The organism is Thioclava sp. UBA3469 (genome assembly GCF_002378135.1).
Taxonomy (GTDB): Bacteria; Pseudomonadota; Alphaproteobacteria; order Rhodobacterales; family Rhodobacteraceae; genus Thioclava; species Thioclava sediminum.
The window spans coordinates 1-13,371 of record NZ_DFRG01000212.1 but is presented as its reverse complement, the minus strand read 5'-3'; the positions used below and the strand labels follow the sequence as shown (position 1 = coordinate 13,371).

Below are 13,371 nucleotides of genomic sequence, written 5' to 3'. Positions count from 1 at the left end.
GGCTTACTGCCCGCGCGCCTGTGCTCTGCGATCATAAAGCGCGCGAATGAGCAAGGCCATCGCCCCTTCGAGGGGCAGCCAGACGAGACAATAGAGCCAGACCAGCAGCGCGGGCCCCCAGCCGATCGGCGTCACGAAAAGCCCGTAGACCGCGATCAGCGTGCCCAGCAATTGCGTGGCCTCGGTCGTCGCAAACAGCCGCAGCGCCGGGAAGGGCCGCCGCCAGAACCAGCTTTGATGGCGCGTGACGAACAGCGTCATATGCCCCGAGACGAGGAGCTTCAGGAAGATGATCGTCTGGATCTCGTTGCGCGGCAGGCCGAGATAGGCATCGACGAACCAGAACAGAACGAAGGTCTCGATCACCCCGGTCACGCCCAGCGTCGCGGCCACCGTCAGCACGCGCCGCATGTCCCAGCGCACCGGGCGTGGCGAGACCGAGACATTGTCATAGGCGATCATCATGATCGGGAAATCGTTGAGCACCGCCAGCAGCACGATCATGATCGCGGTGACGGGGTAGAAATCGAAGATCAGGATCGAGAGCGTCATGAACAAGAGCACCCGGATCGTCTCGGCCACGCGGAAGGTGGCGTAGCTCGTCATCCGCTCGAAGATCCGGCGGGCTTCCTCGATGGCGGTGGTGATGATCGACAGGCCCTTGTCGGTCAGCACCAGATCGGCGGCGGCGCGCGCTGCATCGGTCGCCCCGCTTACCGCGATCCCGGCATCGGCCTTGCGCAGGGCAGGGGCGTCGTTCACCCCGTCCCCGGTCATCGCGACGATGGAATGCCCGGCCTGCAGCACCTCGACGATGCGAAACTTGTGCTCGGGCAGGACGCGGGCGAAGCCGTCGGCGGCGCGGACATTGGCCTCCACCGTGGCCGGGTCGCCATCGAGCAGCTGGCCCGCCGGATAGATTTTCTGCCCGAGGTCCAGCTTGCCCGCGATCTGGCGCGCGATGGCCTCGTGGTCGCCGGTGATGATCTTGACGTCGATCCCCATGTTGCGGGCCTCAGCGATGGTGCTGGCGGCATCGGGGCGCGGCGGGTCGATGATCGGCAGCAGGCCGAGGAATTCCCAATCCTGCCCGGCGCGCTTCTGTGCGGCCCCGAGCGCGCGGTAGCCCTGCTGCGCGAGGGTTTCGACCTCGTCCTCCACCGCCTTGCGCGCATCGTCCGCGAGGGCTGCAAGCTCCACGATCACCTGCGGCGCGCCTTTCGCGACCTGCCAGTGATCGGCCTCGCGCTTGACCTCCGCCTCGCTGCGTTTGCTCACCGGATCGAACGGGGTGAAGCTGAGCGTCTCGATAGCGTCGAGCGCAATGCCCTCCGCCGCCGCCAGCACCGCCTTGTCGATCGCATCGGGCGCGTCGCGGTCGCAGGCAAGCGCCGATGCGCGCAGCAGATCGTCGACCGGGATGCCCTCTGCCGGGCGCGGGTCCTCGACGGTCAATTCGTTCAGCGTCAGCGTCCCGGTCTTGTCCGAGCACAGGACGTCGACGCCTGCCAGTTCCTCGATCGACACCAGCCGCGAGACGATCGCCTTCATCCGCGCAAGCCGCTCGGCGCCCACCGCCATCGTCACCGACAGAACCGTGGGCAGCGCGACCGGGATCGCCGCCACCGTCAGGATCAGCGCGAACTGGATCACCTCGAGCGGCGGATTGTGCCGCTGGAAGGAGACGATCACGATCATCGCCACCAGAACCAGCGCCGCCGCGATCAGGAAATTCCCGATCTGCATCACGGCCTTCTGGAAATGCGATTTGCCATTCGTGCTCTGCACGAGCGAGGCCGTGTGGCCGAAATAGGTGTCCATCCCGGTCGCCGTAACCTCGCCGGTCATCTCGCCCAGCTTCACGACCGAGCCGGAATAGGCGCTGTCACCGACCGCCTTGTCGACGGGCAGGGACTCGCCCGTCAGCGCCGCCTCGTCGATGGAGAGATATTTGCCCTCGAACAGCGTCAGATCAGCCGGAACGATCTGGCCGATCGACAGCCGCACGATATCGCCGGGCACAAGATCGCGCGCGGCGATCTCCTGCCATTGCCCGTCGCGTTTCACGCGGGCGCTCGGGGCCAGCTGCGCCTTGAGCGCCGCGATGGCCGAACTCGCCTTGCTCTCTTCCTTGAAGCCCACAGCCGCATTGAGCAGCAGCATCACGAAAATCACCGCGAAATCGGACCAGTCGCGCAGCACGAGCGACAACAGCGCCGCCAGTTCGATCAGCCACGGGATCGGTCCCCAGAAATAGCCCGCGATCCGTTGCAGCAGGGTTTTCTCGTCGCTTTTGAGCGCGTTCGGACCGTATCGCTCGAGCCTCTGTGCCGCCTCTGCCGCGATCAGACCTGTCTTGCGGTCCGTTTGCGGCACATCCTGCGTCATCGGTTCAGCGACGGTCTGGTCCATTGTTCGTGTCTCCAGCTTTGGCCCCGAGCTTGCCGAGCCACTGGCCGATTTCCGGCCAGACATTCGAGAGGGTATGGCTACCCATGAAGAGGCCGATATGCCCGCCCTCGACCAAGCGGCTCACGATATCCTTGCGCGGCGTGCCCAGCAGCGTCTCGGCGGCGAAGACCTGTTCGCGCGTGGTGATGTCGTCCGCCTTGCCCGCCAGCAGAAAAGCCGGGCAGGTGATCGCGCCCAGATCGAGCTTGCGCCCGAGGCCCACGAACTCGCCCTTGGCGAACAGGTTCTGTTTGAACAGCAGGTCGATCGCCTGCAGGTAATAGCGCCCCGGCAGGTCGATGGGGTTCTCGTACCAGCTCTCGAACCGCTCGGTGCGTTTCATGAAATTGCGGTCGTCGATATGTTCGTAGAGATCGACGAACTTGCCGAAATACTGCTGATCGGCATGCATGTTCTTCCAGCCGGTGAGCATGAACCGCCCCGGCATCCGGCCCTCACCGGCCTCGACCATCTCCTGATAGGCCGAAAGGGGCATCTCATGGGCGAGCTTGCGGATCGGGCCGTGCCCGGCATCGGTGTCGATGGGCGAGCCCGCCAGCACGAGGCCTGCGACTTTCTCGGGGAAGCGCGCGGCATACATCGCCGACATCCAGCCGCCCTGACACAGCCCCACCAGCATCACCCGCCCGCCGAGCTCATCGACTGCGACATTGATCTCGGCGAGGTATTTGTCGATGTCGAAATCGCGCATCTCGGGCGTCGCGCTTTTCCAGTCGGTACACAGAACGCGGCCGAGGCCTGCATCCAGCAGCGTCTCGATCAGGCTCTGGCCCTTGGCGTAATCCGCGATGGTCGAGGAATGCCCGGCATAGGGCGCATCCACAATCACCGGAATGCGGCCGCCCGTGCCGCCGAAATCGCGCAGCCGCATCGTGTCGAGATCGAGCAGAACGTCGTTCTTGGTGGCCCATTTCGGATCGGGCGGGTGCGTGATCTTCGCCGCCTCGTCGAGATAGGTCAGCCCTTTCTCGACCGCGTCGAGCCCGATCTTCTGCCATTCCATCGCCGCCGCCATCGGCCAGAAGAAGGGAACGCTGTGTTCGTAGGTATTCTTGGCATCGCTCATGTTCGACACTCGCAAGACGCTTTGGTGCACAGATGCACTCTTTTGAGACCCCAAGGCCCGTTAGAATGCAAGCGCAGCAAAGCTCGAGCGCGCGAACGTGAAGCTTATGTGTGGACCGGTGAGGCGGTTTTGGCGGCGGGTGACGCTTTCTTAATCCGTGCTCAGAAGCGCCGTGACCAGCGCGCTGGACGGGTCGGACAGCTCCTCGATCACGTCGAAATGGTGTCGCCCGTAGGCCGCGACCAGATCGGCCGAGGGCCAGTGCTCGGCGAGCAGGGACGACTGGCGCAGGAATTCCGGACGCTCCGCCGCGCCGACCCAGACGGTGACCTTCACGCCGGGGCGCAGCTTCAGAAGGGCGGGGCTTTCGCTGGCGGCGATCTCAGGCGTGATCCCCAGCCGCGCGTTCATCGAATGCATCTGCAGCGGGCGCAGATCATGCACGCCGCTCACCGAAATCACCCGCCGGATGCGCGCCGCGGTTTCGTCGGAGAGCGCGCTGCCCTCGGATACCGAGCGCGTTACCAGATGCCCGCCCGCGGAATGGCCGACGAGATGGATCGGGCCTTCCACCAGCCCCGCCGCATGATCGATGGCGCGCGCGACCTGCTGCGCGATGCCGGGAATGCTGTTCTCGGGGGCGAGCGTGTAGCCGGGCAGGGCGACGGTCCAGCCCTGCGACAGCGCGCCCTCTGCCAGATGGGACCACATGTCCTTGCTGAATTTCAGCCAGTAGCCGCCATGGACGAAGACCACGAGCCCCTTGGACGCGCCTTCGGGGCGGAAGATGTCGATCTTTTCGCGCGGCGCAACGCCATAGGCCACCTCGCTCATTCGATCGGCATGGCGCGACCGGAAGTCTGCAGCGCGCTTGGCCCAGAGATCGGGGTAGGCGCTGCCATTCTCGATATAGCCGCCGTTCTCGAAAGCGTCTTCCCAGTCGATTCCGCTCAGGTCTTCCATGTTCCCTCCCGCTCGTTTCGCGTCCCATTCGGAGACAGAGCATATCCGACGGGATATTGCGAGGGCATGGTTGCGCGGGTAGCGTGCGCCGGAGCCGAAACTCTCAAGGCGCATCAGCCGATTGCCGGGTTTCGAGACGCGCCGAAAGGCCGCGACCATCTGAGGGAGAGAACCATGCCGAACCTGCCGAGAAAGCATCTTTTCGATCTGCCCGAGGGGGTGATCTATCTCGACGGGAACTCGCTCGGGCCGCTGCCGCGCGGCGTGGCGGAGCGGCTGGAAAGCTGCGCGCGCGACGAATGGGGGCAGATGCTCATCCGGGGCTGGAACGAGGCGCATTGGATGGATCAGCCCGCCCGCGTCGGCAACAGTATCGGTCGGCTGATCGGCGCGCCGGAGGGCTCGGTCGTGCTGGGCGATACGCTCTCGATAAAGGTCTATCAGGCGCTTGCCTCTGCGCTGGAAATGCGGCCCGACCGCAAGGTGATCCTGTCTGACAAGGGCAATTTCCCGACGGATCTCTATATGGCGGATGGGCTGATCCGCTCGCTGGCTCGCGGGCACGAGCTGCGCACACCCGCGCCCGAGGATGTGGCCGACGCGATCACCGAAGAGGTCGCGGTGGTGATGCTGACGCAGGTCGATTACCGCACGGGACGGATGCACGATTTCGAGGCGATCACCCGCAAGGCCCACGCGGTCGGGGCGGTGATGATCTGGGATCTTGCCCATAGCGCGGGCGCGGTGCCGGTGGACATGACGGCGAACGGGGCCGAATTCGCGGTCGGCTGCACCTACAAATATCTCAACGGCGGCCCCGGCGCCCCGGCCTTCATCTATCTCCGCCCCGACATCGCTGACACGGTGCGCCCGGCGCTCAGCGGCTGGCTCGGCCATGAGGCGCCCTTCGCCTTCGATCTCGACTACCGCCCCGGCCGCGCGGTCGAGCGGATGCGCGTCGGCACGCCGCCGGTCCTGCAGATGACCGCGCTGGAAGAGGCGCTCAAGGTCTGGGACGGGCTGACAATGGAGGAGGTGCGCAAGCGCTCCGTCGAGTTGTCGGAGCTGTTCATCCGCGAGGTCGAGGCGCGCTGTCCTGACCTCAAGCTGCTCAGCCCGCGCGACCCGGAGGCGCGCGGAAGCCAGGTGTCGTTCGGCTTCGCCGACAGCTACGCCGTGGTTCAGGCCTTGATCGCGCGCGGTGTGATCGGAGATTTCCGCGCGCCCGATGCGATGCGCTTCGGCTTCACGCCCCTTTACCTCGACGAGGCGGACGTGACGCGCGCCGCCGAAATCCTTGGCGATGTGATGGCCGAGCGGGCCTGGGATACCCCTGCGTTCAAGGCGCGTGGGCGGGTCACTTGAGCGATCGCCTTTGCGCAGCCATCAGCCCGGCGTCGTGAACTCGGCGACGACCTCTCGGATCAGCTCGCGAAGCCAGACATGGCCCTGATCCCGGCGCAGATGCGGGTGCCAGGCGATCTGGCTGGGGAAGGTGCCGAGGTTTATCGGCACGGGAACATCGCGCAAGCCATAAGGTCTGGCGGTCATCGCGGCGACCCGCGCAGGCACCGTGGCGATGCCGCCCAGACGCGCGACCGCGGGCGCGGCGGTCAGGAAATGCGTGACTACGACAGCCGTGTTGCGGGACAACCCCGTCGCCTCGGTGCGCTTGTGAACGCCGGTGCGCCACTTGCCGGGCGGGGCGACGACCACATGCGGCAGCGTCTCATAGAGGCTCCGGTCGAGCGACGCGCCCTCGGGCAACGCCTGTGGCGCGACGATGCAGCGGAACCCGTCCTCGAACAGGTCCGAGACCACGAGATCCTCGGGCGGAGAGTCGAAGCGCCCGACCGCCAGATCGAAGGCCCGCCCGGCAAGCGCGCGGGGGTCCAGATCGGGCCCGATGGGCGAGATTTCGAGACGCGCCGACGGGGCCCTGTCGGCAAAGGCCGCCGCAAGTTCCGGCGCGAGAACGATCTCGGCATATGGGCCCAGCAACAGCCGGAAACGGCGCGTGGTGCGCGCGGGATCGAAAGGCTCTGCGGCGCGGAAGGCCTGTTCCAGCCGCTCCAGCCCGGCGGCGATGTCGGGCGCGATCTCGAGCGCCTTCTCGGTGGGCTCCACGCCGTAGCGGGCGCGCAGGAACAGCTCGTCACCCAGCGCCGCACGCAGACGTGACAGCGCCGCGCTCACGGTGCTCTGGGATTGGCCGAGCCGTTGGGCCGCGGCGGTGACATTGCGTTCTTCCATGACCGCATGGAACACGCGCAAAAGCGATACGTCGGGTGTCATGTCTCCGGAATATCGATTTCTGACGTTGTCTGCATCAATTTCTCGATCAGTGAACGCAACCTATCTCTGCTGGGACGCGTTGACGGCCCGAGACGAACAGGACCGGAAATGCCCTGAAACGCACAACGAAGGAGGCCAAACCCATGGCACGTATTCTTATTCTTTCGACCGCAGCTGATGCCCTTGGCGACACCGGCAAAAAGACCGGCGTCTGGTACGAGGAATTGGCGACGCCCTATTACGCCTTTCTCGATGCAGGCCACGAGGTGAAAGTGGCCACGATCGGCGGTCGTTCGATCCCGATCGACCCGAATTCCGACGTGACCGGCGACGACGCGCCGGCTTCGGTCACCCGCTTCCGGGATGACGCCGACGCCAAGGCGGTTCTGGAAAACCCCGCGCGCATCGAGGACGAGGATATCACTTCCTATGATGCGCTCTACATCCCCGGCGGCCACGGCGCGATGTATGACCTCGCCGAGAGCGATATCTCCGCGAAGGCGATCAGCACCGCCTGGGATGGCGGCAAGATCGTTGCTTCGGTCTGCCACGGCCCCGCAGCCTTCGACAAGGTGAAGGACAAGAATGGCGACTCCATCGTGAAAGGCCGCAAGGTTTCGGCCTTCACCGACAGTGAGGAGCGCGGCGTGGGTCTTGCCGACGCGGTGCCGTTCCTTCTGGAAACTCGCCTGCGCGAGCTCGGCGCGAAGTTCGAGAGCGTCGACGACTGGCAGCCCCATGCCGTCGCCGACGGGCGTCTGGTAACCGGCCAGAACCCGGCGTCGTCCGAGGCGGCTGCGAAAGAAGTGCTGGCCCTGCTGGGCTGATATCGAGAGGCGCCGCCCGGTCCGGGTGGCGCCTTCTTCGTTCCCACCAAATTCAAAGAGGCTGACATGTCGAAAATCATTCTCATCACCGGCGCCTCCACCGGGATCGGCGAGAGCTGCGCGCGCCATGCGGTCGAAGCGGGCCACAAGGTGGCTCTGGCCGCGCGCTCCGAGGACAAGCTCGAAGCTCTGGTCAAAGAGCTGGGCGCAGACAACGCGCTCGCACTGCCGACCGACGTCACCGACCCCGACGCTCAGGAACGCATGGTCGCGCGTGCGGTCGAGCATTACGGTCGTCTCGACGTGGTGCTAGCCAATGCGGGCGTCGGCGCTTCGGCGCGCGGGACCGAGGCCGGATCGGTCGAGAGCTTCCAGAAGATGATCGAAGTGAACTGCCTCGCCGTGACCTACACCGCGAAATTCGCGTTGCCGCATCTGCGCGCCTCGAAAGGGCATATGGTGCTGACCGGCTCGAAGGCGTCGCAGGGCGCGATGTTCGGTTCGGTCTATTCGGCGACCAAGTGGTTCATCCGCGGCTATGCCGACAATCTCGGTGAGGAGCTTGGCGAGGCGGGCGGCCGCGTCACTTGCCTGCATCCGGGCATGGTCGACACGCCGTTCTTCGACGAGGCGAAACCGGATGCGCTGCGCCCCGACGACGTCGCGCGGGCCTTCCTCTTCGCGATCGACCAGCCCGATCACGTTCTGATCCCGCATCTGCCGGTCTATCCCAAACCGAAGACGGATTGATCCGAGCGGGCCGCCTTTGCGGTGATCCGACATTGAAAGGAGCCGGCCCATCGGGGCCGGCTCCTTGCTGTTTCGACCCTCTGAGAGCCCGGCTCAGATCGGGTAATGCTGCTTGGGGTCCTCGACGGTGATCCAGCGCAGATCGGTAAATTCGGCAATCGCCGCGCGCCCGCCGAACCGCCCGTAGCCCGAGGCCTTGACCCCGCCGAAGGGCATCTGCGGCTCGTCGCCGACTGTCGGGCCGTTGATGTGGCAGATCCCGGTCTCGAGCCGGTTCGCCAGCGCCATCGCGCGCGAGACATCGGCGCTGAAGATCGCGCTCGACAGCCCGTATTCGGTGTCATTGGCCACTTTCAATGCCTCTTCGTCGCCCTTCACGCGGATGATCGATTTGACCGGGCGGAAGCTTTCCTCGGCATAGATGCGCATGCCTTCCGAGACGCCGTCGAGCAGCGTGGCCGCCACGATCGTGCCTTCGCGCGATCCCCCGGCGACCAGCTTCGCGCCTTTCCCGGTCGCGTCGGCAATCAGGGCGTCCATCTTCTCGGCCGCCGCTTCGGAGACAAGCGCCCCCAGCGCCACATCGCCGCGCGGATCGCCCGCGGGCAGGGCACTGGCGCGTGCGGCGAGCTTTTCGACGAAAGCGTCGGCCACTTTCTCGTCGACGATGATCCGCTCGGTCGACATGCAGATCTGACCCTGGTTCATGAAGGCGCCGAAAATCGCGGCATTCACCGCCCCGTCGAGATCGGCATCGTCGAGCACGATCAGCGGCGCCTTGCCACCCAGCTCCAGCAGCGAGGGCTTCAGATGCTCGCCCGCAAGCCGCCCGATGATCCGGCCGACGGCGGAAGAGCCGGTGAAATTCACATGCTTGACCGCGGGATGCGCGATCAGCGCCTCGACGACATCGGCGGCGTCCTCGGGGGCGTTAGTCACCACGTTGAGCGCGCCCTCGGGCAGTCCGGCTTCTGCGAAACATTCCCCGATCAGGCGATGCGTCGCGGGGCACATCTCGGACGCTTTCAGCACCACGGTATTGCCGCAGGCAAGCGCCATCGCGACCGCCCGCGTGCCGAGAATGACGGGCGCGTTCCACGGCGCGATGCCGAGGCAGACGCCCTTGGCGCGCGCAACGCCCATCGCCATCGTGCCGGGCTTGTCGGAGGGGATGATCTCGCCGCCGATCTGGGTGGTCATCGCCGCAGCCTCGCGGATCATGCCCGCGGCGAGATGGACGTTGAACCCGGCCCAGGGCCCGGTCGCGCCGGTCTCGGTGATCATCGCCTGAACGAAGTCGTCGGCTCTAGCCTCCATCACGTCAGCGGCTTTCGACAGGATCTTGCGCCGCCCGTTCGGTCCGGTCGCGGACCAGCCGGGAAAGGCGCGCGCGGCGGACGCCACGACCGCCTCGACATCGTCACGCCCCGCCGCAGCGGCGCGGGTGGCGACCGCGCCGGTCACGGGATCGATCCGGTCGAAGCTCGCGCCCGAGGCGGAAGGGGCGGAGGCCCCGTCCAGCAGCATTCCGATCTCTTTCATAGGTATTCTCCTCCTCGATTTCTGTCGCATTTGCAGGGTGCCGCGCGCGTCCGTCGGGTGTCGCGTCTTCCCCGGCAATCACAGCGATAGTCCGGGCACCGAGGTGCGGATTGCAAGGGGGGGGTGACGTCACAAAACCGCAGCGGCGGGGATAGCCTTTAGTCGGAGAGTGTCAGACCGACGCTCTCCGACCCAGATCGGGCGAAGACCTCCGTCAGACGCGCAGCGCGTCGGCGGGGTGCTCGACAGAGGGGGCCGTCTCCTCGGGCTCGGGATCGGCGGTGCGGATGCCGAAATCCTCCAGCACCGCGAGGATCGCAGGGGTCACGAAGAGCGACAGCACCGTCGCCGCGCTCAGACCGAAGGCGAGACTCGCCACGATCGGGCGCAGGAATTGCGCCTGCGTCGAAGTCTCCAGCAAAAGCGGGCCGAGCCCGACCACCGTCGTCAGCGAGGTCAGGAAGATCGCGCGGAAGCGGTCGCGCACGGCCTCCTTTCCGGCCTCGAGCATCGGGGTGCCGGTCGCACGCCGCTCACCGATGAAGGCATCGAGCAGGATCGCATCGTTCACCACCACACCTGCGAGCGTCGCCAGCCCCACGAGGCTCGGCAGTGAGAGCGGCAGCCCAAGCAGCACATGCCCCCATATCACGCCGATCAGGCTGAGCGGGATCGTCGCGATCACCGCGACGGGGCGGATGAAGCTGCCCATGTAGAAGGCCAGCAGCAGGTAGACCCCGATCGCGCCCGCCGTCATGAAACGCACGAGCGACGCGCCGGTGGTCGCGGTGTCCTGTTCCTCGCCCAGAACCTGCACCTTCACGTCGGGACGCTTTTGCGCCAGTTCGGGTAGGTAATCGGCCCGCATCGCCGCCATCAACTCGCGCGAATTGGCTCGCGTCGGGTCGATCGTGCCCTGCACCGAGACCGCGCGTTGCCCGTTCACATGGGTGATCGTGGTGTAGCCGCGCGTCTCGCTGACCGTGGCCACGGCCGAGAGTGGCACCAGTGCGCCGTTCTTGCCGGGCACCCGCAGCGCGAGAACATCGCCGATAGCGCGCCGCTCAGAGGGCGCGAGCCGGGCCACGATATCGACCTGACCGCGCGCATCGGCGAAGCTGACCGCGCTGTCGCCCCGGAAGGCCGCGCGCAGCTCCCCCGCCAGCGCGGCAGGCGTCACGCCCAGCAGGTTGGCCACCGCCGGTTTCATCCGCACCACCAGCTCGGGCTTGCCCGGCTGCAGATCGAAGGTCACATCGCGCACCCCGTCGAAGCCGCGGAAGAAGCGACGCAGCTCGCGTGCGGTGGTCGCCAGATCAGCGAGATCGGGGCCGGTCACCAGCAGGTCGATCGGTTTGCCTCCCGCGCCGCGCTCCTTGTCGGTGATCCGGAAGGCGGCCATGTCGGGCATCTTGCCGACCAGCTGCTTCCAGCGGTCGAGCACCGTGCCGACATCGGTGGTGCGCGTCCCGGCAGGCAGCAGCGAGGCGCTCACCGTGGCCATGTTCGGCCCCGTGGTCGGGCTGTCGGCATTGCTGCCATAGGTGATCGTGTAGCTTCTGACGAGCGGCTGGCCGTCCGGCTGAGCGGGGCTCAGCTCGGCATCCATCTCCTTGAGCGCCTTGACGACTTTGCTCACCCGTGCCTCGGTCAGCGAGAGCGGCGCGCCCGCGGGCAGCAGAAGCCGCGCCTCGACCGTGTCGCTCTCCAGCGTCGGGAAGCTCTGGTATTTCAGGAAGCCCCCGGTGAAGGGCGCGACCGAGAGCGACACGAGCAAGATCGCAAGCCCCAGCGTCAGGTAGCGCCAGCGTAGCGCGACCCCGGCAAGCGGCACGATGACACGGTCGCGCAGCCGCTCGAAGACGCCGTTGACCGCGCGTTGCACAGGGCCGGGGCGCATGTCGTGTTTCAGCGAGTGGCGCATATGCGCGGGCAGGATCAGGAAGGCCTCGATCAGGCTGACCGTCAGCGTGATCAGCAGCACGATCGGGATATATTTCAGCAGCGCGCCGATATTGCCGGTCAGGAAGCTGAGCGGCCCGATCACCATCGCCGTGGTCAGGAAAGACGCCAGAACCCCGGGAAAGACCTGCATCGTGCCTTTGACGGCGGCGACACGGGCGGGCTCTCCCGTTTGTCGCCTGCGCACGATGTTTTCCGAGATCACGATCGCATCGTCCATCAACAGACCCGTGGCGACCAACAGCGCCACCATCGTCATCATGTTGATCGTGTAGCCCAGCATCTGCATCGCGAAGATCGCGCCGAGGAAGCTGATCGGCAGACCCATCGCGACCCAGAAGGACATGCGCAGCCCGAAGAACAGCCACATCGCGACGAGCACGAGGATCAGACCCTGCAGCCCGTTGACCCCGATGATGCGCAGGCGTTCGACGATATTGCGCGTCGAATCCGCCGAGATCGCAAGCTGGATATTGCCCGGCGCCTCGGCCTGCGCCTGTGCCATCTCGCGATCGAGCGCGGCCCGCACCCGCAGCGCATCCTGCGAGGCGGTCTTCTGGACCGAGACGATGGCGGCGCGCTTGCCGTCGAAATAAGTGGCCTGCGAGGGATCGGCGAAGCCTTCGCGGATCGTCGCGACATCGCCCAAGCGCACCTCGCCGCCCGCAGCACTGCCTGCAATCGGGATCTGCGCCAGCTCCGCAGGCGTGCGCCTCTCGCCAAGGAAACGGATCGCGACTTCGCCCGAACGCCCTTCGAGCGAGCCCGCGGGCATGTCGAGGCTGTAGCGCGCCAGCGTCGCACCGACAGAGCCCATGTCGAGCCCGAAGCGCTCCAGCGCGGCGCGGTCGAATTCGATCGCGATCTCGCGGTCGGAGAAGCCGTTCACCGAGACCAGCGAGATTGCCGGATCGGCGCGCAGTTGATCGGCGAAGCTCTGGGCATAGGCGTAGAGCACCGCCGGATCGTACGGCCCGGTCACTGCCACCGACGAGACCGAGGCGGTGCGCTCGACGATCTGCACCACCGGATCGTCGGCCTTGTCGGGGAAGGAATTGATCCCGTCCACCGCATCCTTGATGTCGTTGTAGAAGCGCGTCATGTCCGCGCCCTCGATCATCTCGGCGGTGATCTGGGCGCTGTTGTCGCGCGCGAGGCAGGTCAGTTTCGCAAGGTTCTCGACCCGCGTCAGAACCGGATCGGTCACGGTGCAGATGCCGGTCTCGACCTCCGAAGGCGCGGCGCCGGGATAGGTGATGCGGACCGAGACATCCGAGGGTGGCGTGGCGGGGAAAGTGTCGCGCTGCAGGCTCGGCAGCGCCATTAGCCCGAGCCCCGCAATCGCGATCATCGCGATATTGGCCGCCGTGCGATGACCAGCGAATAGCGCGATCATTGCGCATCTCCCGCGGGTTTGGCGGCGCTGTCTCCGCTGGGTGCGGCGTCGCCTTCGGGCGCGGTGCCCTTGCCGCCGCCGCCACCTCCGCCGCCACC

General features: G+C 66.3%; 9 protein-coding genes. 3 read left to right on the top strand and 6 right to left on the bottom strand.

Going from position 1 to position 13,371, the window contains the following annotated elements; translation table 11 throughout:
- Nucleotides 1-3: 3 nt before the first annotated feature.
- From B3D39_RS15685 to B3D39_RS15675, 3 genes are all read right to left on the bottom strand, one after another.
- A complete protein-coding gene (locus B3D39_RS15685) occupies nt 4-2,412 on the bottom strand; it encodes a plasma-membrane proton-efflux P-type ATPase (protein ID WP_274963225.1) in 2,409 nt (802 codons plus the stop codon).
- Complete coding sequence (locus tag B3D39_RS15680) at nt 2,393-3,538, bottom strand: alpha/beta fold hydrolase (protein WP_274963224.1); 1,146 nt, start codon at nt 3,536-3,538, stop codon at nt 2,393-2,395. Before B3D39_RS15680 ends, B3D39_RS15685 begins: the two co-directional genes overlap by 20 nt.
- A gap of 150 nt (nt 3,539-3,688) precedes the next feature.
- Nucleotides 3,689-4,501, bottom strand: coding sequence for an alpha/beta hydrolase (locus B3D39_RS15675; RefSeq protein ID WP_274963223.1), 813 nt, complete (start codon nt 4,499-4,501; stop codon nt 3,689-3,691).
- A gap of 174 nt (nt 4,502-4,675) precedes the next feature.
- Between B3D39_RS15675 and kynU the strand changes: the two genes are divergently transcribed.
- Complete coding sequence (kynU, locus tag B3D39_RS15670) at nt 4,676-5,866, top strand: kynureninase (protein ID WP_274963222.1); 1,191 nt, start codon at nt 4,676-4,678, stop codon at nt 5,864-5,866.
- Nucleotides 5,867-5,887: 21 nt separating this feature from the next.
- Here kynU and B3D39_RS15665 read toward each other — a convergent pair whose 3' ends face one another.
- Nucleotides 5,888-6,796 carry a LysR family transcriptional regulator gene (locus B3D39_RS15665; RefSeq protein ID WP_274963221.1) on the bottom strand — a complete coding sequence of 303 codons (909 nt, stop codon included), beginning with the start codon at nt 6,794-6,796 and terminating at the stop codon, nt 5,888-5,890.
- A gap of 143 nt (nt 6,797-6,939) precedes the next feature.
- Here B3D39_RS15665 and B3D39_RS15660 point away from each other — a divergent pair, with 143 nt between their 5' ends.
- Nucleotides 6,940-7,623, top strand: a complete 684-nt coding sequence (locus tag B3D39_RS15660; protein ID WP_274963220.1) for a type 1 glutamine amidotransferase domain-containing protein — start codon at nt 6,940-6,942, stop codon at nt 7,621-7,623.
- Nucleotides 7,624-7,689: 66 nt separating this feature from the next.
- Entirely contained in the window at nt 7,690-8,373 is a 684-nt protein-coding gene (locus B3D39_RS15655) for an SDR family oxidoreductase (RefSeq protein ID WP_274963219.1), read from the top strand.
- A 93-nt stretch (nt 8,374-8,466) separates the two neighbouring features.
- Here B3D39_RS15655 and B3D39_RS15650 read toward each other — a convergent pair whose 3' ends face one another.
- The gene (locus B3D39_RS15650; protein ID WP_274963218.1) at nt 8,467-9,915 is read right to left on the bottom strand and encodes an aldehyde dehydrogenase; all 1,449 of its coding nucleotides are present in this window, start codon (nt 9,913-9,915) and stop codon (nt 8,467-8,469) included.
- Between the two features lie 214 nt (nt 9,916-10,129).
- On the bottom strand, nt 10,130-13,273 hold the full coding sequence (locus tag B3D39_RS15645; RefSeq protein WP_274963217.1) for an efflux RND transporter permease subunit: 3,144 nt from the start codon (nt 13,271-13,273) through the stop codon (nt 10,130-10,132).
- Between the last annotated feature and the right edge of the window lie 98 nt (nt 13,274-13,371).